Raw genomic sequence first — 25,072 nt, forward strand, 5'->3', positions numbered from 1 at the left:
TTTATGATTTTTTAAGGAGGGGACACTATGCAACGCGGAAAAGGCATGAAGTTTGTCGGCGATTCGCGTATTAAAGCGAATAACCGTATGCCGAACAAGCCTAAAGATTATTCCGAGTATCCAGGAAAAACAGAAGCTTTCTGGCCAGACTTTTTATTAAAAGAGTGGATGGTAGGAGCAGTTTTCTTAATTGGTTACTTATTATTAACTGTCGCGCATCCATCACCACTTCAAGCGCCGGCAGACCCAACTGATGCATCTTACATTGCATTACCGGACTGGTACTTCTTATTCATGTACCAATTATTAAAATACTCTTACTTCTCTGGTGCTTATAACGTACTTGGTTCTGTAATTGTTCCAGGTTTAGCATTCGGTGCATTATTATTAATGCCATTCTTAGACACGTCAAAAGAACGTCGTCCATCAAAACGTCCAATCGCAACTTCACTTATGTTGTTGTCGGTGGCTTCTATGGTTTACTTAACGTGGGAATCTGTAGATGCAACTGATTGGTCAAAAGTAAATACTCAAGGTCAAATCACTGATAAGCATTTAGGTTTACTTCCTGCAGTGGAAGTAGATACTGAGTCTGATGGCTACTTAATTTATGAAGCAAACGCTTCATGTATTGGCTGTCACGGTGGTGACTTAACTGGTGCTTCTGGTCCGATGTTATTAGGTAATACATTAACAGCGGAAGAGGTTAAAGAAGTAATTACGAACGGTCGTGGCGGTATGCCAGGCGGTATGTTCGAAGGTACTGAAGAAGAACTTAACACTTTAGCTGAGTTCATCGCAAGCCTAAAAGAAGAGTAGTATATACAAGAGGGTCAGTTCGCTGACTCTCTTTTTTTTAACGGATAGGGAAGTATAAGTTCCATGAAAATCCGTATAAAAAATAAGTATATATTTTGACACGAGTCGTGTTTTTTCTAGCAATTGATACATAAAATTTTAAAAAAAAGATGAAACTTTAAACGAGATCATTCGTATTAATGAAGGGGAACAAGCATGCAGACATTTATGGTGAAAGGTTGGTATCTTTTAACACATCGGGCATTTTTAACGATCTTGCTCATCATTAACTTTTTAGGTACGGTGTACGGTTACTATTGGTATAAGGGGCAACTTGCTAGTACTGAGCCAATCTTTTATATTTTTGTTCCAGACAGTCCTACAGCTAGTTTGTTCTTTTGTCTTGCGATTATCGGTTGGCTTTTAGGAACACACTTTAAGTTGATGGAAGTACTAGCATTAATCACATTAGTGAAATATGGGTTATGGGCTGTTGTGATGAACTTACTGACATTCGTGGAGCTTGGATCACTGAGTCCAGAAGGTTGGATGCTTGTCTTTTCACACTTTATGATGGCAGTCCAAGCGATTTTGTATATCCCTAAATATACATTTGGATTTGGCCATGTGGTCATCGGTGCCATTTGGACATTGCATAATGACGTGATTGATTATGTATTTGGACAAATGCCAGTATACCGTGTGCTGGATCAATATGCAGACAAAATTGGCTATTTTACATTTTGGCTATCGATTGCATGTATAATACTCGCCTATGCCGTTGTTAGCAAGCGCAAACATTTGCAAGCACGGTAAAAAGTAGATAGTATTATATACGAAACATTTTATAGAGAGGAAGAATACTATTGGGTTTAGGCATGTACATTGTATATTTTGCTGTCATTATGCTATTACCATTATATGCACAAATGAAAGTAAAAAGTACGTATAACAAATTTTCTGAAGTGTCATCTCAACGAGGTATGACAGGTGCGCAAGTCGCGCGTATGATTTTAGATCAACACGGTTTAACAGATGTACGCGTTGTACCCACACAAGGTGTATTATCTGACCACTACAACCCTGCAACGAAGACAGTAGCATTGTCGGAAAGTAACTATTACGAGTCATCTTTAGCAGGGATTGCTGTAGCTGCACACGAGGTTGGTCACGCAATTCAACATAAAGAAGCCTATTCATTTTTAACATTACGTGCGAAGTTAGTACCAGTTGCTAACATTTCATCAAATATGTCATGGATTTTTGTCATGATTGGTATTTTTGCTTCAAGTACAGGGTTCCTGTTACTAGGGATTGTTTTATTATTAGCAGGTGTCATTTTCCAAGTCGTTACATTACCAGTAGAGTTCGATGCATCGAAACGGGCAATGAATGAAGTGGTATCACTTGGTATTATCGGCAATAATGAAGAAGTAGGTGCTCGTAAAGTATTAAACGCAGCAGCTATGACCTATGTAGCAGCTGCAGCAGTAGCTGTACTAGAATTATTACGTTTAATCTTAATCTACACAGGTATGCGTTCAGAAGATTAACATCAAGAAACGGTGCGAGAAAGCTCTCAGCACCGTTTTTATTTGTAATAGCTTTAATGAAGCGGTTGCTTTTGATCATCTAACGTAAATCCTTCACCAGCAACCTCTCTCACTTCTACTATGGACACAAACGCATGTGGGTCGATGGTTTGGATCATAGACTTTAAACGGACAATTTCATTTCTTGCTACAACACAGTATAAAATGTCTTTGTTTTCCTTAGTAAAATGACCACGTCCGTTCATTACGGTTACACCGCGTTCCATTTTTTCTACGATTAAGTTTGCGATTTCATCTGAGTGATTGGAAATAATGAGTGCACCTTTCGCTGAATATGCACCATCTTGTACAAAATCGATGACACGTCCGCCAATATAGACAGCGACAAGTGTATACATCATCGAACGAGCGTCTAAAAATGTTGCCCAAGACACGAGAATAACAATTGTATCAAAGGCAAACATCGTTTTTCCCATCGTCCATCCGAAATATTTATTGGCTAGACGTGCTAAAATGTCTACGCCGCCTGTTGTTCCACCGAAGCGGAAGACAATCCCAAGACCAATTCCGATAAATACGCCGGCGAAAAGGGCGACAAGCAATTTATCATCTTGTAAATGCATTTGGAATTGATATGCTTGAAAAACTTTTAAAAAAATCGAAACAGCGATAGTGCCAATTACTGTATAAATAAATGTACGGCGTCCGAGCAATTTCCAACCAAGAATAAACATTGGAATATTTAATATAATGTTTAATATTGCTGGGTCCCACCCAAATGTAAAGTATAAAATTAACGTGATACCACTAAAGCCGCCTTCACCAAGCTCATTTTGCATATTAAAGTGTACAAAACCGAAACTAAAAATCGCTGCACCTAATAATATAGCTAAAATATTTTTTATTTTAATACCTTGCATAAAAATCCTCCTTCTTATTTTGATTTGATAAATAATTCAGAAAAATATTAAAAAATTGCGTACAAACACAGTATGCTCATTATGTTTCATTTTTCATGTTTTGACAACAAGGTGACATTTCCTATACGATAGATTTGAGAGGTGAATGCATGGAACAGCAATCTTTGAAGCAGTTACAAAGCAGAGTAGATGCTTACATTAGTCAGTTTGAAGAAGGGTATTTTCCACCATTTGAAATGTTGGCGCGTCTGACAGAAGAAGTGGGGGAGCTGTCACGTGAAGTGCAGCATGTGTACGGATATGCTAAAAAGAAGCAAGCTGACAATAATAACATGGAAAAAGAATTAGGCGATATACTCTTTACACTAATCTGTTTTGCAAATGCACATCAAATTCAACTTGAAGATGCATTACTCCAAGTATTAAATAAATTTGAAACGAGAGACAAAGATCGTTGGACACGAAAGGAAGAAAAAAATGATTAAAGTAGCAATTGCCGGTGCACGAGGGAAAATGGGGATTGAAGCAGTACATACAGTGATGAAGCGGGAAGGGATGCAGTTAGTTGCTGTACTAGATTATAAAAAAATGGGTTCAACATTAGCGAATCTTGACGTATTTCCAGAAAGTTACGATGTGCCCATTTATACGGATTTTGCGCAGCTTGTAGAGGATACGCAGCCAGATGTGTTAGTCGATTTAACGAATCCTCATTCGGTATATGAACATACAAAGCAAGCGTTAGAGTTAAATGTACGTCCTGTAATCGGCACAACGGGTTTTACAGATGAGCAATTAACAGAGCTGACAGAACTAGCCGAAAGAAAACGAATCGGGGCAATCATTGCACCAAATTTCGCGATTGGCGCTATTTTAATGATGAAGTTTGCACGTGAAGCGGCTAAATATTTACCGGATGTTGAAATTATTGAAATGCATCATGATAAAAAGCTTGATGCGCCGAGTGGGACAGGGTTAAAAACAGCACAAATGATTGCGGAAGTACGTCAAGCAAAAATCCAAGGGCATCCGACAGAAAAAGAAACGCTTGCAGGGGCACGTGGTGCAGATTATGACGGCATGAAGGTTCATTCTGTACGCTTACCTGGTTTAGTAGCACACCAACAAGTATTATTCGGTGGAGAAGGGCAGTTACTGACAATTCGTCACGATTCATTAAACCGTGAATCCTTTATGAGCGGTATTTCCTTCTGTATTGAAACAGTTATTACGATGGAATCATTAGTATACGGTCTAGAAAACATTATTTAAGTGAGGGAAAATTATGAATATCGCATTAATTGCACATGACCAAAAAAAAGATAACTTAATACAATTTGCTATTGCTTACCGTCATATTTTCGCGCAACATGAGTTATTTGCCACAGGTACGACAGGGCAAAGAATACATGAAGAAACAGGATTGACGATTACACGTTTCCGTTCAGGTCCATTAGGCGGTGATCAGCAAATTGGTGCAATGATTGCGAACAATGAAATGGATATGGTGTTTTTCTTCCGTGACCCTTTAACAGCTCAACCACATGAGCCAGATGTGACAGCATTAGTTCGTTTATGCGATTTATATCATGTGCCGCTTGCTACAAATATGGGCACAGCGGAAATTTTACTAAAAGGTTTGGAAGCAGGATTAGTCGATTGGCGACTCATTCAAGAAAGACGGCAATAAAAACTGACTTAAAGAAAGGATGTAAAACGGATGCGAAAATTAAAAATTGGTATTACGTGTTATCCGACAGTGGGCGGTTCAGGTGTTATTGCAACAGAATTAGGGAAGATGCTAGCAGAACGAGGGCATGAAATTCACTTCATTACATCGAGCGTACCATTCCGATTGAATAAAATTTATCCTACCGTTTTTTTCCACGAAGTTGAAGTAAATAATTATTCTGTTTTTCAATATCCGCCTTATGATATTGCATTAGCGAGTAAAATGGCCGATGTGATTAAAGAGGAAAAATTAGATGTACTGCATATGCATTATGCGATTCCGCATGCAGTTTGTGCTGTTTTAGCACGTGATATGTGCGGAGAAAAGATCGGCATCGTGACAACGCTTCACGGTACGGATATTTCTGTTCTTGCGGAGGATTCCACATTAGCACCAGCCATTAAATACGGGATTGAGCATTCTGATATCGTTACAACCGTTTCGGATGCATTAAAAGCAGAAACATATGAACGGATCGACACGACAAAGCCAATTGAAACGATTTATAATTTTGTCGATGAAGGTGTTTTTTACCCAATGGAAAGTAGTGATTTAAAGGCGCAATTTGGCATTCATGAAAATGAACGTGTGCTGATTCATGTATCGAATTTCCGTAAAATCAAAAACCTTCCTGATATTATCAATGCTTTTATGAAAGTCCGTGAAGCAATGCCGGCCAAATTATTACTTGTCGGCGATGGACCAGAAAAGCATCGTATTATGGATCAAGTGAAGGAATCGCCGTATAAAAGTGACGTGTTGTTTTTAGGGAAACAAGAAAATATTGCAGAGCTATTTTCAATGAGTGATTTAAAATTATTATTATCAGAAAAAGAATCATTTGGTCTTGTATTACTGGAAGCGATGGCATGCGGTGTCCCTGGCATTGGCACAAATATCGGAGGAATTCCTGAAGTAATTGATCATGGTGTAAATGGCTATCTTGTTGAACTTGGTGATGTTGATATGGTCGCACAATATGCAATCGAGCTACTAAGCGATGAGGAAAAACTAGCGGCATTTCGTGCAAATGCATTAAAAGCAGTACAAACGAAATTTAAGTCTGAAGCAATTATTGAACAATATGAAAAGTTATATGAAAGACTGGCGGCAGTTAGAGTATGAAACAACAGTGGAATGCAGCAAAGCAAGTAATTAGACAACTAGAACAGGCAGGTTTTGAAGCTGTATTTGTTGGGGGAGCAGTGCGGGATTTATTGCTCGCTCGCCCGGTTCATGATATAGATGTTGCCACAAGTGCAATGCCTGAAGAAGTGAAAACGATTTTTGCAAAAACGGTTGATATCGGAATCGAACATGGCACGGTGCTTGTACTAGATGCAGGGGAGCCCGTTGAGGTAACAACGTATCGCACAGAAGGGGAATACGCGGATCATCGCCGACCCGATGATGTGATTTTCGTGCGCTCATTAGCGGAAGACTTAAAGCGTCGTGACTTTACGATGAACGCGATTGCCATGGATGCGAACGAGCAACTCATTGATTTATACAATGGACAGCAAGATATTACGAAAAAAATCATTCGTGCGGTAGGGAATCCATTAGAGCGTTTTGCAGAAGATGCGTTAAGAATGTTACGAGCTGTGCGCTTTTCGGCACAGCTTGGTTTTACAATTGAACAAGTAACACTTGAAGCAATAAAAGAGCATGCTCAAGAAATTACGTTTGTAGCCCGTGAACGGATTGCAGCAGAATTTGAAAAAATTTGGGTAAGTGGATCAGTGAAAAATGGGATTGATGCACTAGTTGCGACAAACCTAGCCGATTATTTACCAGGAAATATTACGAAACATCAAGAGAAGTGGACGAGCTTTCAAACAAAGCAGGCTGTAGTTGGCTGGGCGTATCTATCTTTTGTACATAATGATTGGCAAGAGATTGTACAAGGCTACCGCTTATCGAATAAGCAAAAATTGTTTATTCAACAGGTCCTGGCTGCTTATGACAAGTTACAAATAGGATGGCAACCACTAAATTATTTTGAATATGACCTTGAAGTATTGGAAACGGCTTATGATTTTGTATGGTGGCAAGGGAACCGCTTACCGTTTCCGAAAGAACAAATCCGTGTGACTAAAGCCAATCTTCCTATTCAAACGAAGCAACAACTTGCAGCAAACGGGCATGATTTTATTCAGTGGAATGAAGGGAAACGTGGCCCCTGGTTAAAAGTAGTGATAGACCAAGCGATTGAAGCAGTTTTATCAGGCAAATTGCAAAATGATAACCAACACATAAAAGATTGGTTTATCAATGAGTTTGAGGAGATTTAAAAGGTTTCTTAAATTAAATGGCAAGCGACCGAAAAATGACCTATTTCAAACGGTTATTCAGTAGGTCGCTTGTTTTTGTTTTTCACTACTCAGTAATTCCACGTTGGACAACACATGATTGTAAAGAAGCGAATCTGTTCTCCTGTACCCTCCTATTCGTTATTAAAAAAGCGAGAGTGACAAACATTTCCATTCGCACTATGATTAGTGTGGAGGGGAGGTGTAGTATGGGTTCTGTAATTTTACATTTATCTAATGGTGAAAAAATCGAAATGGCCGATAGTCTAGAAGAATTTAAAAATGAGTATTTAGACGAAAAAGGATATTTTAAATTTGGGTATATCGAAATTGAATTGAACGATATAAAAGGTGAGCCATCTTTTTTAGTATTTACAGATCAAATTGTAGCGGTTTTAGAAGAAAAATAAGTCACACTCTATTTCCTTAAAATGTATTTATAACTACTTTTAGTGAGTTTAGCTTATAATGATTGATCCTGTTATTAAATAAAACTAACAATCGCTATAAATGAATACATCTGATGAAAAAGCTGTTTGCTAACAGATGTATTCATAGCGATTGTATTACAATATTAACTCAACGGTTGAACAGAGTAAAATTTGTAATTTTGTTTATCAAGTATGTACAAAATGGGTTTAATTTAAACGAACGTCAGTTGGATATTTTAACATTTTTCTGAAAGAAAACTACCCTCTTCAAGTGTGTGAAGGGGTGAGCCAAATGGTAATTATAAAATGAACAGGTAATATATGATGAAGATTAAATTTTTAGCATGGATACTATTCCTTCCGCTCTGCTTATTTTTTGTTGTAATGTTCTATATTGAAGTCTCACTCTATTCTCTTTTACCCCCAAACCAAGGTGGAATGAGTTTGTGGATGAGGTTTAAGCATGTTTGGTCTCATTCTGTATGGTTTTATAGCTTCCTGTTGTTGATGTTCTTTTGGTGTTATTTAAGTTTTTTACATAGAGGAGAATAAAGGGCGTATTGTACGAACGTGGCAAGTAAATAAACTTCAAGGAGGCTATTTATGAAAATAGTAGAAGTGAAAAATGAGGATAAAGTAATCATTGATGGTTTTAAATTTTATGGTCATATTGAAGAAAATCAATTTTGCTCTGCATGTAAATTTAATTTAGTATATTACGAAGATTTTGATGCTTATTTTTGTCCTAAATGTAACCGTTGGACAGAATCACAATGCAGTGACCGGGATTGTAAATACTGTTCTAATCGCCCGGAGAAACCATTATCGCATAAATAGTATTATACCATGTGCCTGCGGAAAGCGAGCCAAGAGGAAATCAACAAGCGTGTTATTATATAATAAGGCTAAGCCGTAATGGAGGTAGTCTTTTACATAAAGCAAGCGACTAATGATGATTTTTGTAGTATTTAATGGCAAATCATGATTGTTAATTGTATGATTAATACGATTCACTAAAGATCTTAGCCATTTAAAAATAGTTCAATATTAAAATATGTTCTTGATTAAAAAAGGAGAGGACTCTACAAGCACATGGAGTGAAGGGTGGCGACTCCAGCGGGAAAAGCGAGAAAGTTGAGACCCCGCAGGAGCGAAGAATGAGCGACGAGGAGGCTCGACCTCGCCCGCGGAAAGCATCCGCCCGTAACGGAATGTGCGGTCAAGTACACATTTTGGTGAAGAGCCTTAAAAATAGTAAATTATATCAAAGGATTGGTTGTTACATGACTGTTTCAATAAAAGATAAATTATTAACAAGATTATTACAAGCAAATGGAAATCCCGTATCTGGTCAGCAGCTGGCGGATGATTTTGGGGTTTCGAGGACAGCTATTTGGAAACATCTTCAGGTTCTACAAGAGGAAGGTTATACACTGGAAACAGTAAAGAAAAAAGGGTATATATTAACAGGGATGCCTGACAGAATGGATGCTGCACGCATTCAGACATTTTTGCAAACGAAGCGAATTGGTCAAACCATTCACCATTTTGAGCAAGTGGAGTCGACGCAGCTTATTGCACATGATCTTGTACGTCAACATACGCCAGACGGCACAGTCGTTATTGCAGAGGAACAAACCGCGGGGCGAGGACGCATGTTACGTCCGTGGGAATCGACGGAAGGGAAAGGGGTTTGGATGACCGTCATTTTAAAGCCCGATGTGTTACCACACCAAGCGCCGCAATTTACACTTGTCGCAGCAGTGGCGGTAGTGAATGCGATGAAGGCGATGTTTTCATCATTTACACCTGAAATTAAGTGGCCAAATGATATTTTAATTAACGGTCGCAAATGTACAGGCATTTTAACGGAAATGGTAGCCGAGGCCGACCGTGTACAGGCACTACTAATTGGAATTGGTATTAATGTAAATCAGCAAATAGATGATTTTCCAGAAGCACTGCAATCGATTGCTACTTCAATGGCGATAGTGCATGGAGAGCCAATTGACCGCGCGTTATTTATTGCTAATGTACTTGATTTTTTAGAGCATTATACAGACCTTTATGTACAGCACGGATTTCAGCCAATTAAGGCCCTTTGGGAAGAAGCATCGGGTACGATTGGCAAGCAAGTACGTGCGACAACATTGCGAGAAGTAATCGAAGGAGAAGCCATTGGTATTACGGATACAGGTGTTTTACAAATTCGTACAGCAGACGGTGAAGTAAAAGGCGTGTACTCGGCAGATATTGAGTTAACTTAAAACGAAGAGGGTGTTCTGAAAGTTCTTACTTTCAGAACACCCTCTTCACTCCTTAATCGTGATCCATTAAGAAATATTGCTCCTGCGGTGGTCGCATCAACATGCCACCATCCTCGTCGCAAAGGGGACGTCTCAAAATATCTTTTCAGACGTCCCCTTTAGTGTATAAAAATTTACGATTTTTTATATAGAAGGAGAGCAATGAGTGCTACTCCGCCCGTAATATAGAGCAGGGCTGTATCATCTACCGATACAGCGAAAAATGCGCCGACTGTTGCGATGATCGTCATGAGGCCAGTAAACATTCTGGTTTGATGACGGGCGCGCTCTTTTTTTTGTTCTACATCGCGCTGTTGCATATAAAGCCGCATACGTGTCGGCTCCTCTAAATAATTGGCAAGCTTTGCGGGTAAATCTCGCAATGGTAAAATCGCATTTTGTGCGATACGTAGTAGCTCTTCTTTTGATAGCCGTTCACTTGTCGTTTCTTTCTGTTTTTTCGCCCATTCAATGACGCGTGGCTTAGCGAGCGCAAATAAGTCAACCTTTGGATCGAGTACGTAAATCACACCGACAAATGTTGAAATCGCCCGTCCTAAAAAGGCGAATTCCGCAGGCATTTGCACAGGTTCTTTCCGTACAATCGTTTTTAAATCTTCGAGCAAACGTTCCATGACGAAGCTATCCACTTGTTTGAAATCATTAGATTCATAAGCCTCCACAAGCCGGCGAATCGCATCTGCTAATAGTTGTCGATTAGCATGTGGGAGTAAAAAATGCAATTCTTCTAAACTATCAAGCACTTGATCATAGTTTTTAAAAATAATGCCTTCCACAAGCTTTGACACGTACTGCGCTTGTGCGGATGTGATGCTACCGATCATGCCGAAATCAATGAGTACAATTGTGCCATCAGGTTTTATTAAAATATTTCCGCCGTGCGGATCAGCATGGAATTGCCCACCTTCCAGCACTTGTTCTAAAAAGAGATGAAAGACACGTGCTGCAAGCTGCTGTCGGTCGATTTGGTGAGTGTTTAAAAACGCAATATCCGTTACGCGGGAGCCTTCAATCCATTCCATCACGAGTACACGGCGCGTTGAAAGTGCCTCATTATAAATCGGAAAGTGAACGCCTTTCATGTGAACGAATCGCTCGGCAAAGCTCCGTCCATTTCGTAGCTCCTGCAAAAAGTTTAACTCTGCCCCAATCACTTGTACCATCTCACTATACAAAACATCAAAATTGATTTGCTTCGCGAAAGACGTGAAATGTTTAGCGAGCCAAATAACGATTTTCATTGCTTTAAAGTCTACACGAATAATGCGTTCGATGTTCGGGCGTTGAATTTTAATCGCCACTTCTGTCTCATCTTTTAAAATCCCTTTATACACCTCACCAATGGAAGCCGACGCAACAGGCTCGTCTGATAAAAAGGATAAAAAGTTGTGATACGATGTATTCCATTCCTCTTCTAATAAAGCAATGGCCTGTTTTTTAGACACAGGTGGTACGCGGTCTGTTAATCCTTCAAGCTCTTGAATGAAGGAAGGAGGCATAATATCGGCGCGGGTCGATAAAAATTGACCAACTTTAATGAGTAGCCCACCAAGCGATAAGGCGGTTTTCTTAAATTCAACTGCCTGTTTCGTGACAAGCTGTTCCCATTTTTTTTGGACAGAAGGAGAAAAACGCCCTTGGTAGCGTTTTTGAAAAAGGGTCACTTGTGTAAAAAACTTAATGGCCATCCAAACGATGCGGTATATGCGGTAAATAGCTAAGCGTTTCATACGAATCGTCTCCTACTTTATGTATTTTTTTCCATTTTTAGTTTCATTATATGATTTTGGGAAAAATGTGCCAAATGATGCAACTTGTGAGGAGTGTATAGATTGATTAAATTTGAATAAAATGTGAACCAAAATGAATAGTCGATGATGCTTTTCTATTGCGTTAATATACCCATGGTGGTATATTATAAATACCGTACAGGGTATATAGAAGGGGGATATAACATGACACCACAAGTAACAGTTTATTCTACAACGACATGTCCGTATTGTGACATGATGAAAAACTTTTTAGACGCACAAGGGATTCCCTATAAAAATGTGGATGTGCAAAAGGATCCAATCGCTGCAACGAAGCTTGTTCAAACGACGGGACAAATGGGCGTTCCACAAACGAACGTAAATGGTGAATGGGTGCTTGGCTTTGACCCGAACCGTGTGCTGCAAATTTTAGGCAGATAATAAAATGGACAATTGCGTTTCTTAAAAAGTAAGCGGGATTGTCCATTTTTTAGCGCTATAGTGAAAAATTTTCAAAAAAAGTATGGTCAGAATTTGTTAATAAAACTGTACGTCTATATGTAAAATTGTTATATTAGTAGTGGACAGTATCACATACGAACTGTACCTGTAAGTAAAAAAATTTAAATAGTCTGCCTTGATCTTTTTAGACAGGGACGGAAGAAAACGAAGCGTTACAGTAAACAATCACGCGATCCTTCTGTCCATTTTTGGATGAGAGGGCTTTTTGTTTTCTTCGGAGCACTGAAGGAGGAGCAAATGAAAACAACAAGCGATTTCTTAAAAATGAAGCAGCAAGGGGAAAAAATTGTCATGATTACAGCATACGATTACCCAGCTGCAAAGTTCTCAGAAGATGCCGGTGTCGATATGATTTTAGTCGGTGATTCATTAGGGATGGTTGTACTTGGCTATGACTCTACGATGCCGGTAACAGTAGAGGATATGATTCACCATAGTAAAGCTGTTCGTCGTGGTGCAAAAGATACGTTTATCGTCGTCGATATGCCATTTGGTTCTTATCATGGTGATGTCAATGAGACGTTAAAAACAGCGGTGCGTATGATGCAAGCAACAGGTGGGGACGCATTAAAAGTAGAAGGTGGCGACGAGGTCATCGATGTGATTAAAAAGCTAACAAATGCTGGTATTCCAGTCGTAGCTCATCTCGGTTTATTGCCACAATCAGCAGGGGTACTTGGTGGTTATAAAGTACAAGGCAAAACAAAAGAGCAAGCCGAAAAATTAATTCAAGATGCATTACTTGCAGAGCAAGCAGGTGCTTGTGCAGTTGTGTTAGAATGTATTCCACATCAATTAACAGCGATCGTTTCAGAAAAATTAACGATTCCAACAATCGGTATTGGGGCAGGGCCGCAAGCGGATGGTCAAGTGCTTGTATTCCACGACTTATTGCTATACGGTAAGCATCATATTCCGAAGTTTGTCCATGGCTTTGCACATGTTGGCGAGGAAGTGGCAAAAGGAATTGAAGGCTATACAAAAGCGGTAAAAGCAGGCGTGTTCCCAAGCTTACAGCAAAGCTTTACGATGAAAGAAGAAGAGCTTGATGCTTTATATGGAGGCGTAACAAAATGATCGCAACAGCTACAAAAATTGTGACTACAATTGCGGAGTTAAAAGAGATTGTACGTGAAACAAAGCAAGCAGGTAAAACAATAGGCTTAGTACCGACAATGGGGTACTTGCATGAAGGGCATTTAACACTAGCTACACATGCCCGCGAAGAAAATGATCTTGTCATTATGAGTATTTTCGTTAACCCAACACAATTTGGGCCAAACGAAGATTTTGAATCGTACCCGCGTGATTTACCGCGCGATACGCAACTTGCTGAGTCGGTAGGGGTAGATGTGATCTTTGCGCCTTCAGTAGAAGAAATGTACCCAACAGATGGTGGTATTTATATTCGTGCAGGTCGTCAAGCAGAGATTTTATGCGGTGCAAGCCGTCCAGGACATTTTGACGGTGTATTGCAAGTTGTTGCAAAGCTATTCCATTTAGCAGAGCCGAATCGTGCGTATTTTGGTCAAAAAGATGCACAACAGTTAGCGATTATTTCGACAATGGTACGTGATTACAACTTCCCGTTAGAAATTCGTTCTGTACCGATTGTGCGAGAAGAAGATGGTTTAGCAAAATCAAGCCGTAATGTTTATTTAACGGAAGAGCAACGTAAGCAAGCAGTTGGTTTATATAGCGGTTTAAAGTTTGCGAAAGATGCGATTTTATCAGGGAAGCCAATGGGCATTGCGATGATGGCAGCGCGTGATCATATTGAGCGTGAAACGGGCGGTACAATCGATTACTTGGAATGTTTAGCGTATCCGGATTTAACGCCGATTGATGGCCAAACGACAGATGTGCTTTTAGCAGTAGCTGTATATATTGGCAAAACACGTCTAATCGATAATTTAATGTTTAGCTTAAAGGAGTAGTGAACAAATGTTTAAAACAATGATGAACGGCAAAATCCACCGTGCCACTGTTACACAAGCGGATTTAAATTATGTAGGTTCTATTACAATTGATGAAGATATTATGGATGCTGTTGGGATTGAAGCAAATGAAAAAGTAGCGATCGTCAACAACAATAACGGTGCCCGTCTTGAAACATACGTCATTAAAGGCGAGCGCGGATCAGGTGTTGTATGCCTAAACGGTGCGGCTGCGCGTATGGTTCAGCCTGGTGATATTGTCATCATCATTTCCTATGTGCTTATGGATGCAGAAGAAGCGAAAAACCACGTACCAAAAGTAGCGATTATGGATGAAAACAATCGCATTAAAGAAATGATTAACTACGAACCAGAAGCAACAGTAATGTAAACATATAATGAGGAGCTATCCTATTAAGTAGGGTGGCTCCTTTTTAAATGAAAAAAACAGCCCGAGAATCGTGTTCTCGCGACTGTTTCACTCCTTGCATTACAATTCCATCAATGCAAAGAGCTGTTCCTTTGTTTGCGGAAGGGGTGTGTCTGATGGGATTTTCCCAGATTGCTTTAACGTTTCTGTTAACTCGACAATCCAAGGCGTTTCAATATGCGTTTGTTCTAGTAAACCACGATTTGTAAAGAGCCCTTGTGCATCGCCTTCGTATAAAACTTTCCCTTTATGTAGCACAATATAATAATCCGCCCAGCCATAGATAAAATTAATTTGATGCGTAGCATAAAGGAAGGTACGATTGTCTTCATTTAATTGCGCCAAATACTCCATTAGTTGTGTAGAGAAATAGTAGTCGAGACTACTTGTTGGCTCGTCTAAAATAAAGACTTTTGGATTCATCGCATAGACACCGGCAATCGTGACGCGCTTTTTTTGTCCACCACTTAAAAAATGAATCGGTCGGTGAGCTAGTGGTGTTAGCTCCGTTAAGGCAAGCGCTTTATTCACTTGCTCTTCAATATATGGAGCATCCCAGCCAAGATTTAACGGACCAAATAAAACATCCTGTTTGACAGTAGCGGCAAATAACTGATTGTTCGCATCTTGGAACAGGAGTCCTACTTGTTGGCGTAAATTTTTTAAGTCTGCTTTTTTGTATTGTAGTGGCGTACCCTGAAAGGAAATCGTGCCACTTGTCGGCTTGATGAGCCCCATTAGTAGTTGAAAGAGCGTTGATTTCCCTGAGCCATTTTCCCCTAAAATCGCAATTTTCCGGTTCATCGGAATAGTAAGTGACAAATCATCCAACGCTTTTGTCCCATCTGGATAGCAATAATCTACATGTTGTAACGTAAAATAAGTGTCGTTCATTTAAAATCCTCCTTATAGACACATGATGCCGATGATACTACTGCCATAGAGCACGAGTATCCATAACATTTGCTTGTTCCACTGCTTATGCTCACAAAATGTCATAGGTACAATAAAGCAATCGATCGTACGTGCATGCATTGCTAGTGTGAGCTGCTCATTTCGTACAAGAAGTGAATGTAGCATCGCCACAATTAAAGAACTCAGCGAACGAAAACTAACTTTTATACCCGTATAGCCTAAGCGTGCCTGTTGCGCTGTGTAAAGTTGCTGTGCACAGCTTAAAAATAAAAAAATGAAACGATAGGTTAATTCGATGAGTTCTATTAAAATAGCTGGCACATGGAGTTTTTGTAGCAACTGGCTTAACTCATAGACGGGCGTTGTGAGAATTAAAAAATACAAACTTGTAATCGCACCGGATGCGGTAAATAAAATCGTAATGGCACGTTTTACATCGGACGCCATTATAAAAATATTCCAGTTGCCAATAGAATGGTACCAAATTACATCAACTGGCATAGCAGGCGCAGTAGAAAATGATAGGACAATCGCTATGACACCTGTCACACTAAAACCGAGTGGTGCGATTAGTAATTTACTATAAACACTAACGGGAATACGAGCCATGCCTACAATAAGAACACTCATTACCGCAATTGTCCAGCAAGCAATGGCAATATCCCTCGTGATTGTCACAGTCAATAATGCTCCAATGGCTAATAATGCTTTTTGTGCTGCGGGTACATGAGAAAGTCGGTTAATATAGGCGTATTGGTCAATCGCTATCATGGATTAGTCGTTTTTTGAAGGATTCGCACGACCGCGCATAAACCCAACAAAGTAGCCGATAATCGCAGCTCCGATTGCTGCTTGTAATACGAATAATAAGCTTTCAATTTCTCCACTTGGTGGCTCCCAAATTGCATTAAACCAAGGCTCATAATCTGTTGCAATTTCTGTAATCGCTTCTTCTGCTTCCCCGTCAGCCCCACCAAATTCAGCATCTTGTAGGAAAATAATCGGGAAAATTGCTAATGCAACGACAATCGCTAATAATAATAGATTTTTCTTTAGCATCTTAATTCTCCTTCGGTTGTAAAATACGTAAGCTTGTTAATTCACGCACATTGTATTTTTGTAAGAAATTCATGACAATTACTGTCAGTAAGCCTTCACTAATAGCTAAAGGAACTTGAGTTAAAGCAAAAATGCCGCCAAATTTTTGGAAAGAAGCGACAAAGCCACCAACCTCAGCAGGGAAAGCTAATGCTAATTGAATCGATGTCATCACATATGTACCAAGATCGCCTAGCGTTGCTGCTAAAAATACTGCAATGGAGAAAGATAGACCAAGCTTTGTCGCGCCCTTGTAAACACCGTAGGCGATAAATGGTCCAACGACTGCCATTGAAAAAATATTAGCACCAAGTGTTGTAAGTCCACCATGTGCAAGTAGCAATGATTGGAATAATAAAACGATTGTACCCATGACACTCATTACAAGTGGTCCAAATAAAATAGAACCAAGTCCTACTCCTGTTGGATGTGAACAGCTTCCGGTAACAGATGGAATTTTTAATGCCGATAAAACGAAAGTAAATGCCCCAGATAAAGCAAGTAGCATTTTACTATCTGGATGTTCTTTAACAACTTTTTGAATCGAACGTAAACCAAGAATTAAGAAAGGCAAGCTGATAGCGAACCAGAAAATCGCCCAAGCAATCGGTAAATACCCCTCCATAATATGCATGGCATAGGCTTGTTTCGGAATAAATAGTAGAACGATGCCGAAATAAAGCAATTTAGTAAATAGGTTTTTCATGTTTCATTCTCCTTTTGTTATTTTATGACGAAAAAGTGCATAAAAAAATACACTTTATAGGAGAAAAGTGCACGATGAAAAAAGCAAACAAGCGTTGCTTCTATTCGTACCTATCCTCGTAGGTTGAATGGCGTTTAATTTTTGGCAGGTCTCCTGGCTTATCATCAACGCTTCTCACACCTTCCCGTTTAAAAACAGTGGCTGTTTTGTGAGTCACTCCGAAATTACAGTTGCGGGACAGCATCGGCCTTTCACCGATTTCCCTTTTAAGCTACATATAGCACCAAAAATCATTCAGTTGTCGTCATTGAAAAATAGTCTAACAGTTTTGAAAACTTTTTTCTAGTTCTTTTTCGGCTACTAAGAGAAATATGTACTAGAATTACATATTCTGAAATAGGAAAAGCTATTTAAAGAAATATTAAAATACAAGCTAAGTATTGTTTCGCCTCTACCCCAAAAACATAGTAAAATGAGGGAGGAGGGATGAACATGAACGTATTTCAAATGCATTTAGTTGAAAAGCAAACAATGAAATTATTAAATAGTATCGCAACAACAAAGGATGAAAGCGTATTAAATGCCGTACGTGGTGTAATTGATACAACATTAACAGAAGCGGATGTACCTCGCTTTATTATCGATGATGTGTTAGTCGTAAAAGAGCGCCCACAGCTAGAGCCATTTATGACGTTTGTTAAATTAAACGTAGAGCCATTTCCTGACGTATCTGAGCAAGTAGTGAAGCGTCTATGGAAAAAAGATAAAAAAGTAAAGCCACCAAAAGTAACAGACCCACTTGTAACATTTGTTTCATGGGATGATACAACAACACGTTCACGTTATTTTGTGTATGAACAAGAAGGCAAATTAGTAGGTGTGAAAGGCGTCCTTTCTATGGAAAAAAGGCAAGGGATTTGCGCCCTCTGTCAGCAACACAAGGATGTATCCCTTTTCACCACAAAGGAAAAGGGCGACATTGAGGGGACGTATAAAACATATAGTCAGTATATTTGTGCCGATACAATGAGCTGTGAACGAAATATTGATTCAGCAGAAAAGTTGCAAAGCTTTATGGAAACCGTAAGATCGAAAATGCGCTAAATTTTTATTTTCGATGAAAGTAGTGATGCCTGTTTTATTTTGTGCTACGCTCGCAATGAGGTGGTTGTCTTGATTTTAATTGAACGGGATGAATCATTTAAAATAAGTACATTACAAGCAGGCGTTCGGCGTGGTCTAATGGAGCTTCGTGATTTACTATATCGGGCAGAATCGGGTCTAGTAGGTGAGCAGTATGTCGACCGGATGTGGCATGATTTTCAACTGAAGGAGCCATATTATTTACTTCATAATTATTGCATCAGTCAGCATCAAATCGATACTGTATTTATTTGCAGTCGATTTATATTAATTGTAGAGATTAAAAACATCAGTGGACGTATTACGTTTGAAGAAGAGAAATCACAGTTTTTACGTGAATGGGAAGATGGCACGATAGAAAGTTTTCGAAATCCGATCGATCAAGTAAAGCGCCATGTACGATATATAGATCATTTAATCGATGCTCGTTTGCCTATTTTTTACGCGGTTGTATTTGCCCATCCTCGGACAATTATCGGTCGTATACCCCTTGGCGAGCCTGTATTTAAACTGAGTGGATTGGAAACATTTGTCCGAAAATTGCTAGCACAGTGTCCTGAAAAGTTGAATCCAGTTCATCTCGAACAGTTTGCGCTATCGCTTGCAAAGAAGCATCAAGTTCGTAAGGAAACGGTGCAAATAGAAGTTTCACGTGTTATGCCTGGTGTACTGTGTTCCAAGTGTACAAAGGGAATGAAGTTTCAGCATGGTAAATTTATTTGTTTAAGATGTAATCAAAGTGGGCTAGAGGACTTTTATGTAGGGTTAGCGGATTACCGGTATTTGATTTCGGAATGGATATCTAATCAGGAGTTACGGAGGTTTTTTCATATTTCTTCTGAAGATGCCGCGAGAAGGCTTTTAAAAAACTTAGCATTTGATTTTACAGGAACATATAAAGATCGAAAGTATAGAATTTGTTTAGAAAAATTGAATTCGCGGGTAAATAGGTGAAAATCGCGGGTAAAGCTATACTTTTCGCGGGTAAATCTAAAATCCCTGCTTCCACACAAGAAGCAGGGATTATTTCATTAGCTATTCACTTTAGAATATTGATGAAGAATCTTTCCTAAGCGCTTAATGCCTTCTTCAATGACTTCAGGCGTTGAATTCGTATAATTTAAACGTAATGTATTGATATTTTCAGGGTTTGTATAGAACGGATCTCCTGGAACGAACGCTATTTTTTCTTCCATTGCTTTTTCAAACAATTCAAGTGCAGATACGCCTTCTTCAAGGGTTACCCAAATGAACATACCGCCTTCTGGTTTTGTATAGCTCACTGTCGGTGGGAAGTATTTCTCGATTGCAGCTAGCATTGCATCAGATTGCTCGCGGTATAGGTTAATAATTTTATCTACATGCTCTTGATACTCATTGTTAGCTAGATAATCATGAATGACATATTGAGAAAAAATATTTGTGTGTAAGTCTGTTGCTTGTTTTGCTGTTTCGATATGTCCCATCAGTTCTTTATTTTTCGTCACAATCCAGCCGAGGCGCATACCAGGTGTGACCGTTTTAGAAAACGAACCTAGTAATATAGAATTCTCTAAGCGACCACCGCCGATATAAGGTAATGTTTCGCCACGGAAACGTAACTCTCCATACGGATCATCCTCAATGAAGGCTACATCATACTTTTTCACTAATTCATAAATCGCTTCACGCTTCTCGCGAGAATACGTAATGCCTGTTGGGTTTTGGAAATTCGGTACCGTGTAGATGAATTTGACGTTTGGATTTTGTAATTGCTTCTCAAGCTCTTCTACATTTAACCCATCTTCTTCTAGAGTAACAGAATAGAAGGTAGGCTCCGCTAATGTAAATGCTTGAATGGCACCTAAATAACCTGGTGCTTCCATAATGACACCGTCACCTTTATTTAATAACACTTTACCGATAATCTCTAAAGCTTGTTGTGAACCTGTTGTAATGAGGATTTCATCAGGTGCAATATCAAGACCGTAGTTTTTCTTGTATTTCGCTGCGATATATTCACGTAAAGGTAAGTAACCTTGTGTTGTAGAATATTGGAAAAGTTTTGTGCCATGTTCATCAATAGAGCGGTTAATGGCTTCTTTTAACTTGTCAGTCGGAAATGAAATAGGGTTCGGTAAACCACCAGCAAATGAAATGACATCCGTTTCACCTGTGACCTTTAAGATGTTACGAATGAATGACGATGGTGTATTTAAAATTTTATTAGAGTACTGCATAACGTATCGTTCCTTTTCTTTCTAGTATATTTCGGGGGAACCCCTTAGTTGCTTCAGTATTACTCGATAATATCAGATAATTCCAACAAATAAAACTGTTAAAAGGCAAGATTTATTGAAGCGTCCGAGCAAAAAGCGGTTTTATGCTTAAGGTGGCAGATTTGTAAAGCTTTACAGCAATAAAAAGCATAAAAAAGAATACATCCTTATTTAATAGTATATGTTCCATTTTTAGGTGAACTTGAAACATTGGAACTACTTGTGTTTGGTTGGGTTTTAAGCGGTTTTGTGATATATTCTATTAGTAATCGACAAGATATTGGAACAACGAATAGCAAAGGCATATGTGCTGGGCTATAGATAAAAGGAGAAATTTTAATATATGTGTGGTTTTATCGGCTATATAAATGGTACACATCCCATTAATCATAAACAAGTCATCGAAAATATGATGAATACAATTATTCACCGCGGTCCTGATAGTGGTGGGATTCACGCTGATGACAAAGTAACATTAGGTTTCCGTCGTTTAAGTATTCTTGACTTATCGGACGTAGCCAATCAGCCACTTTACAGTGAAGATGGCAACATCGTTTTAGTGTTTAACGGTGAAATTTATAACTTTATGTCCATCCGGAAAGAGCTAGAAGCGAAGGGATATCACTTCAAAACAAATTCAGATAGTGAAGTGTTACTACATGGCTACGCAGAATACGGTTTTGAGCTTGTACATAAACTGCGTGGGATGTTCGCATTTTGTATTTGGGATCAAAAGAATGACCTACAATTTATCGGACGTGATGGCTTTGGTATTAAGCCGTTGTACTATACGCAAAATACGACAGATGAAACGATCATTTTCGGTTCGGAGATTAAATCATTTTTACCGCACCCATCCTTTATAAAAGAATTAAATAAAGATGCGTTACGTCCGTATTTAACATTCCAATACTCAGCGATGGATGAGACCTTCTTTAAAGGTGTTTACAAGTTGCCACCAGGTCACTTTATGGTCATTAAAGATCGTAAAATCCAACAAATTACAAAGTATTGGGATAAAAAATACAATGCATCGAAAGGTTCAATAGAAGAAACAATCGCGAATATTCGTGAAACAGTAGCTGAATCCGTAAAAGCGCACCAAATTTCAGACGTAAAAGTTGGTTCGTTTTTATCTGGTGGTATTGATTCATCGTATATTGCTGCATTGCTTAAACCAGATAAGAGCTTTTCAGTTGGTTTCTCGGACTATGAAGCAATGTTCAATGAAACACATCATGCGAAAGAGTTATCGGATATTTTAGGCATTCAAAATGAGCGTAAATATGTATCATCAGAAGAATGTTTTGAAGCACTACCAAAAATTCAGTGGCATATGGATGAGCCACAGTCTAACCCATCGTCTGTACCGTTGTACTTCCTATCTGAATTAGCACGGAAAGATGTAACAGTCGTGCTATCTGGTGAGGGGGCTGACGAAATCTTTGGTGGTTACGAGTGGTATAAGCCATCTGCGAAAATGCAAAAATATGAGCAAATTCCATTAGGCTTACGTAAAGCAATTGCAGGGATTGCGGGGGCATTACCGAAAAATGCGTATACAAACTTCTTGAAAAAAGGTGCACAAACGATTGAAGAACGTTTCATCGGAGAAGCGGTCGTGTGGGATGAGCAAGACGCGTTAGATGTATTAAAACCAGACTATAAAAAAGGTCCATCTGTACACGATATTACAAAGCGTGTGTATGCGGACGTGCCAAACGAAGATGATGTGACAAAAATGCAATATTTAGATTTAAGTTTATGGTTACCAGGCGATATTTTATTGAAAGCCGATAAGATGAGTATGGCGCACTCGATTGAGCTTCGTGTACCATTCCTTGATAAAGAGGTTATGGAAATGGCGAAAAAAATTCCAACTGAGCACCGTGTAAACGACATCGATACAAAATATGCACTTCGTCAAGCAGCATTAGAGGAATTACCTGAAGAATGGGCGAAACGTAAAAAGCTTGGTTTCCCTGTGCCAATTCGCCACTGGTTCCGTGAAGAGCGCTATTATAACTTAGTAAAAGAGGCATTTACAGCTGAGTATGCAAAAGAGTTCTTTGATACAGACAAGCTTGTAGCATACTTAGATGCACACTATGCAGGCGACAAAAACTATGCACGTTATATTTGGACAGCCTACGTATTTTTAGTGTGGTATAAATGCTTCTTCATCGAAGATAATAAGTGGACTACAGTGAAAGGAACGAGCCATGATGAAGTGGCGTCTACCACTCATAATTAGTTCGAGTATTTTATTAATTGCCTGTGGGGAAGAGCCGTCGCCCGTCAGCAGTTCGGCTAAAATGGTTGTATTACCCGTTGAGTATTATAGCGGTGCGGCTGTTAGTGATGTATTAGTGGAGTTATATGATGCAACGGGCAACCGTATTGGTGCGGAAGTAAGCTATGACGGTGAAGCGGTATTTGGAGACTTGCAATCAGACGAAATGTATTCCGTTCGGATTGGGGCAACGGATTATATGGATGACAAGGCATTCATCAGTGAGAAATCCATTGTCTTTGATTCGTCCAATCCATATGTTGTTGTGGAGACGAATGCAGTAAATCATCAGCAAGCGCTAGCTGTACCTGTAGTGAAGCAAAATCCACAATTACCACACGGATGTGAAATTACATCGCTGACGGCGGTTTTAAACTATTACGGTGCCGATGTCGACAAAATGACAATGGCGAACAACTATTTACCGAAGCAACCGTTCAAGACAGAAAATGGTGTGAAGTATGGTCCTAATCCAGATGTTTCGTATGCGGGCAATCCAAGCGAGCAGCAGGGGACGTATGCATTTGCAAATCCGATTGTAAAGGCAGCACAAGATTATATTTCGAAGTTTGATATGAATTTGATCGCTCATAATATTAGCGGTAGTACAGAGGAAGACATTGAAATGTATGTAAAGCTGGGCATTCCTGTTATTAGTTGGGTAACGCTTGACTTATCGGAGCCGCGTACAAAAGGCGGCTGGATCATCACGGGGACAAACACATTCCATGATATGTACGTAAACTTACATGCGGTTGTTCTTGTAGGTGTTGGCGAGCATGAAGTCGAAGTAATGGACCCGTTAAAAGGCATCGTAAAATTAAATAAACAACAGTTTTTCGCAAGCTATAGAGCACTTGGTGAGCAGGCTGTTGTTCTCTATTAAAGCTACGCAGTTGCGTAGCTTTTTTAGCGGATAAGAAAGTATAAGTTTTATGGTTCTCCGCATAAGAAAGAACATCATATCGACCTATTTTGTTCGATATGTGTCTTTCTAATGATACAATAACAATGCATAGCAAGGGAGGAATATAGTGTGTTATTACCACAACAAATTACAGCAACATTTCATGAGTTAACAGAGGAAGAGGCAAAAGCATTGCTTGTCGAAATTTTTATTGCACGTAATTACGGCAATCAAGAGATGATTATGAAAATAAATGAAATTGTAGAGCGACTAGATATCACACAAAAATAAGCGCCCCTTCTCTAAGGTGGCGCCTACAGCCCCATTAAACGAGCTTGCGATTATGAAGCATTTGTTTGAAGTATGCATAAATAGTAGGAACTAGTACGAATGCAGAAATAAGCAATAGCGTAAACATTAAATTATCAGCAACCCATTGGATATTTCCGAGTGCATAGCCAGCAAACAGCCAAACACATGTCCATAAGAAGGCACCCATCATATTAAAACGTATAAACTTTGCATACGGATATTTTGTGTAACCAGAGATAAATGGTGTCATCGTACGCATTAGTGGTACAAAGCGACTGAAAGTTAAAGCTATCCGATCATAGTCTTCTATAAATACTTTTGCACGTGTAATCGCGTTTTCAGGGATAAAGTGAAAAAGATTTAATTTTTCTTGCGCTATATTACCAAGAAGTTTACCGATTAAATAGTTGTGACTATCGGCTAGTGTTGTGGCAACAAAGTATACAAGAAACAATGTAAGCACATCTAATTTACCGATTGCGGCTACCGTTCCGCTCGCAAATACGAGTGAATCGCCGGGTAAAAATGTAAGTACAATGAATGCGGTTTTCGTAAAGACGACTGCAAATAATAGAAGATAAATATAGACGCCAAATTTTTTTATATAGTAATACAATTCCGTATCAATCATACGTAAAAATTCAATGACTTCTGCAAATGACATGTAAAAACCTCATTTACTATAAATTACGTCTTATTATAGAGAGAGGTGGAAGGAATTACAAAT

The 25,072-nt window shown here is 39.1% G+C and carries 28 protein-coding genes and 1 riboswitch; of the genes, 20 read left to right on the forward strand and 8 right to left on the reverse strand.

All coding sequences use genetic code 11. The features are described from left to right. Positions 1-27 precede the first annotated feature (27 nt). The 3 genes from ACQQ2I_RS06240 to ACQQ2I_RS06250 all read left to right on the forward strand — a co-directional run bounded on the left by ACQQ2I_RS06240 (position 28) and on the right by ACQQ2I_RS06250 (position 2,351). Positions 28-819, forward strand: coding sequence for a c-type cytochrome (locus ACQQ2I_RS06240; protein WP_431029700.1), 792 nt, complete (start codon positions 28-30; stop codon positions 817-819). A 195-nt stretch (positions 820-1,014) separates the two neighbouring features. Continuing rightward, positions 1,015-1,614, forward strand: coding sequence for a DUF1405 domain-containing protein (locus tag ACQQ2I_RS06245; protein WP_431029701.1), 600 nt, complete (start codon positions 1,015-1,017; stop codon positions 1,612-1,614). A 62-nt stretch (positions 1,615-1,676) separates the two neighbouring features. Then, positions 1,677-2,351, forward strand: coding sequence for a zinc metallopeptidase (locus ACQQ2I_RS06250; RefSeq protein WP_431030461.1), 675 nt, complete (start codon positions 1,677-1,679; stop codon positions 2,349-2,351). Positions 2,352-2,404: 53 nt separating this feature from the next. Here the strand turns inward: ACQQ2I_RS06250 and ACQQ2I_RS06255 are convergent, their stop codons facing one another. Further along, on the reverse strand, positions 2,405-3,271 hold the full coding sequence (locus ACQQ2I_RS06255) for a YitT family protein (RefSeq protein WP_431029702.1): 867 nt from the start codon (positions 3,269-3,271) through the stop codon (positions 2,405-2,407). A gap of 149 nt (positions 3,272-3,420) precedes the next feature. Between ACQQ2I_RS06255 and ACQQ2I_RS06260 the strand changes: the two genes are divergently transcribed. The 8 genes from ACQQ2I_RS06260 to ACQQ2I_RS06295 all read left to right on the forward strand — a co-directional run bounded on the left by ACQQ2I_RS06260 (position 3,421) and on the right by ACQQ2I_RS06295 (position 10,013). Next, positions 3,421-3,756: a nucleotide pyrophosphohydrolase gene (locus tag ACQQ2I_RS06260; RefSeq protein WP_391366939.1), complete on the forward strand. Its 336-nt coding sequence runs from the start codon at positions 3,421-3,423 to the stop codon at positions 3,754-3,756. Then, positions 3,749-4,543 carry a 4-hydroxy-tetrahydrodipicolinate reductase gene (gene dapB / locus ACQQ2I_RS06265; RefSeq protein ID WP_431029703.1) on the forward strand — a complete coding sequence of 265 codons (795 nt, stop codon included), beginning with the start codon at positions 3,749-3,751 and terminating at the stop codon, positions 4,541-4,543. Before ACQQ2I_RS06260 ends, dapB begins: the two co-directional genes overlap by 8 nt. 13 nt (positions 4,544-4,556) lie before the next feature. Next, positions 4,557-4,961, forward strand: a complete 405-nt coding sequence (gene mgsA, locus ACQQ2I_RS06270) for a methylglyoxal synthase (RefSeq protein ID WP_431029704.1) — start codon at positions 4,557-4,559, stop codon at positions 4,959-4,961. 30 nt (positions 4,962-4,991) lie between these two features. After that, positions 4,992-6,128 (forward strand): N-acetyl-alpha-D-glucosaminyl L-malate synthase BshA, encoded by a 1,137-nt coding sequence (gene bshA, locus ACQQ2I_RS06275; protein WP_431029705.1) that lies wholly within the window; start codon positions 4,992-4,994, stop codon positions 6,126-6,128. Continuing rightward, the gene (locus ACQQ2I_RS06280) at positions 6,125-7,297 is read left to right on the forward strand and encodes a CCA tRNA nucleotidyltransferase (protein ID WP_431029706.1); all 1,173 of its coding nucleotides are present in this window, start codon (positions 6,125-6,127) and stop codon (positions 7,295-7,297) included. Before bshA ends, ACQQ2I_RS06280 begins: the two co-directional genes overlap by 4 nt. 227 nt (positions 7,298-7,524) lie before the next feature. Further along, on the forward strand, positions 7,525-7,725 hold the full coding sequence (locus ACQQ2I_RS06285) for a hypothetical protein (RefSeq protein ID WP_431029707.1): 201 nt from the start codon (positions 7,525-7,527) through the stop codon (positions 7,723-7,725). A 624-nt stretch (positions 7,726-8,349) separates the two neighbouring features. Beyond that, a complete protein-coding gene (locus ACQQ2I_RS06290; RefSeq protein WP_431029708.1) occupies positions 8,350-8,583 on the forward strand; it encodes a hypothetical protein in 234 nt (77 codons plus the stop codon). Between the two features lie 446 nt (positions 8,584-9,029). After that, on the forward strand, positions 9,030-10,013 hold the full coding sequence (locus tag ACQQ2I_RS06295) for a biotin--[acetyl-CoA-carboxylase] ligase (protein WP_431029709.1): 984 nt from the start codon (positions 9,030-9,032) through the stop codon (positions 10,011-10,013). Positions 10,014-10,186: 173 nt separating this feature from the next. Here the strand turns inward: ACQQ2I_RS06295 and ACQQ2I_RS06300 are convergent, their stop codons facing one another. Then, on the reverse strand, positions 10,187-11,803 hold the full coding sequence (locus ACQQ2I_RS06300; RefSeq protein ID WP_431029710.1) for an ABC1 kinase family protein: 1,617 nt from the start codon (positions 11,801-11,803) through the stop codon (positions 10,187-10,189). Between the two features lie 225 nt (positions 11,804-12,028). On the opposite strand from ACQQ2I_RS06300, the gene ACQQ2I_RS06305 reads away from it, so the two are divergent. From ACQQ2I_RS06305 to panD, 4 genes are all read left to right on the forward strand, one after another. Further along, complete coding sequence (locus tag ACQQ2I_RS06305) at positions 12,029-12,265, forward strand: glutaredoxin family protein (protein ID WP_431029711.1); 237 nt, start codon at positions 12,029-12,031, stop codon at positions 12,263-12,265. A gap of 318 nt (positions 12,266-12,583) precedes the next feature. Then, positions 12,584-13,423: a 3-methyl-2-oxobutanoate hydroxymethyltransferase gene (gene panB, locus ACQQ2I_RS06310; protein WP_431029712.1), complete on the forward strand. Its 840-nt coding sequence runs from the start codon at positions 12,584-12,586 to the stop codon at positions 13,421-13,423. Beyond that, entirely contained in the window at positions 13,420-14,283 is an 864-nt protein-coding gene (gene panC / locus ACQQ2I_RS06315) for a pantoate--beta-alanine ligase (RefSeq protein WP_431029713.1), read from the forward strand. Before panB ends, panC begins: the two co-directional genes overlap by 4 nt. A 7-nt stretch (positions 14,284-14,290) precedes the next feature. Beyond that, a complete protein-coding gene (panD, locus tag ACQQ2I_RS06320) occupies positions 14,291-14,674 on the forward strand; it encodes an aspartate 1-decarboxylase (RefSeq protein ID WP_391366963.1) in 384 nt (127 codons plus the stop codon). Positions 14,675-14,773: 99 nt separating this feature from the next. On the opposite strand, the gene ACQQ2I_RS06325 is transcribed toward panD, so the two are convergent. The 4 genes from ACQQ2I_RS06325 to ACQQ2I_RS06340 are packed head-to-tail and all read right to left on the reverse strand — an operon-like array spanning position 14,774 to position 17,432. Then, positions 14,774-15,607 (reverse strand): energy-coupling factor ABC transporter ATP-binding protein, encoded by an 834-nt coding sequence (locus ACQQ2I_RS06325; protein ID WP_431029714.1) that lies wholly within the window; start codon positions 15,605-15,607, stop codon positions 14,774-14,776. A gap of 12 nt (positions 15,608-15,619) precedes the next feature. After that, positions 15,620-16,399, reverse strand: coding sequence for a cobalt ECF transporter T component CbiQ (gene cbiQ, locus ACQQ2I_RS06330; RefSeq protein WP_431029715.1), 780 nt, complete (start codon positions 16,397-16,399; stop codon positions 15,620-15,622). Between the two features lie 3 nt (positions 16,400-16,402). Continuing rightward, complete coding sequence (locus tag ACQQ2I_RS06335; protein WP_431029716.1) at positions 16,403-16,687, reverse strand: energy-coupling factor ABC transporter substrate-binding protein; 285 nt, start codon at positions 16,685-16,687, stop codon at positions 16,403-16,405. Position 16,688: 1 nt separating this feature from the next. Beyond that, complete coding sequence (locus ACQQ2I_RS06340; protein WP_431029717.1) at positions 16,689-17,432, reverse strand: energy-coupling factor ABC transporter permease; 744 nt, start codon at positions 17,430-17,432, stop codon at positions 16,689-16,691. A gap of 126 nt (positions 17,433-17,558) precedes the next feature. Then, positions 17,559-17,735: riboswitch (cobalamin riboswitch) on the reverse strand. Positions 17,736-17,924: 189 nt separating this feature from the next. Here ACQQ2I_RS06340 and ACQQ2I_RS06345 point away from each other — a divergent pair. Both ACQQ2I_RS06345 and ACQQ2I_RS06350 read left to right on the forward strand, forming a co-directional pair. Then, positions 17,925-18,536 (forward strand): FBP domain-containing protein, encoded by a 612-nt coding sequence (locus ACQQ2I_RS06345; RefSeq protein ID WP_431029718.1) that lies wholly within the window; start codon positions 17,925-17,927, stop codon positions 18,534-18,536. A 69-nt stretch (positions 18,537-18,605) separates the two neighbouring features. Further along, positions 18,606-19,529, forward strand: a complete 924-nt coding sequence (locus tag ACQQ2I_RS06350) for a nuclease-related domain-containing protein (RefSeq protein WP_431029719.1) — start codon at positions 18,606-18,608, stop codon at positions 19,527-19,529. Positions 19,530-19,606: 77 nt separating this feature from the next. Here ACQQ2I_RS06350 and ACQQ2I_RS06355 read toward each other — a convergent pair whose 3' ends face one another. Continuing rightward, entirely contained in the window at positions 19,607-20,794 is a 1,188-nt protein-coding gene (locus tag ACQQ2I_RS06355) for a PLP-dependent aminotransferase family protein (RefSeq protein ID WP_431029720.1), read from the reverse strand. A gap of 382 nt (positions 20,795-21,176) precedes the next feature. Between ACQQ2I_RS06355 and asnB the strand changes: the two genes are divergently transcribed. The 3 genes from asnB to ACQQ2I_RS06370 all read left to right on the forward strand — a co-directional run bounded on the left by asnB (position 21,177) and on the right by ACQQ2I_RS06370 (position 24,324). Then, on the forward strand, positions 21,177-23,087 hold the full coding sequence (asnB, locus tag ACQQ2I_RS06360) for an asparagine synthase (glutamine-hydrolyzing) (protein WP_431029721.1): 1,911 nt from the start codon (positions 21,177-21,179) through the stop codon (positions 23,085-23,087). After that, the gene (locus ACQQ2I_RS06365; protein ID WP_431029722.1) at positions 23,056-24,012 is read left to right on the forward strand and encodes a C39 family peptidase; all 957 of its coding nucleotides are present in this window, start codon (positions 23,056-23,058) and stop codon (positions 24,010-24,012) included. Before asnB ends, ACQQ2I_RS06365 begins: the two co-directional genes overlap by 32 nt. Before the next feature lie 150 nt (positions 24,013-24,162). Beyond that, entirely contained in the window at positions 24,163-24,324 is a 162-nt protein-coding gene (locus ACQQ2I_RS06370) for a hypothetical protein (protein ID WP_431029723.1), read from the forward strand. A 34-nt stretch (positions 24,325-24,358) separates the two neighbouring features. Here ACQQ2I_RS06370 and ACQQ2I_RS06375 read toward each other — a convergent pair whose 3' ends face one another. After that, positions 24,359-25,009: a DedA family protein gene (locus ACQQ2I_RS06375; RefSeq protein WP_431029725.1), complete on the reverse strand. Its 651-nt coding sequence runs from the start codon at positions 25,007-25,009 to the stop codon at positions 24,359-24,361. Between the last annotated feature and the right edge of the window lie 63 nt (positions 25,010-25,072).

The sequence above is a fragment of the Lysinibacillus sp. LZ02 genome (assembly GCF_050613145.1).
Classification (GTDB): Bacteria; Bacillota; Bacilli; order Bacillales_A; family Planococcaceae; genus Lysinibacillus_B.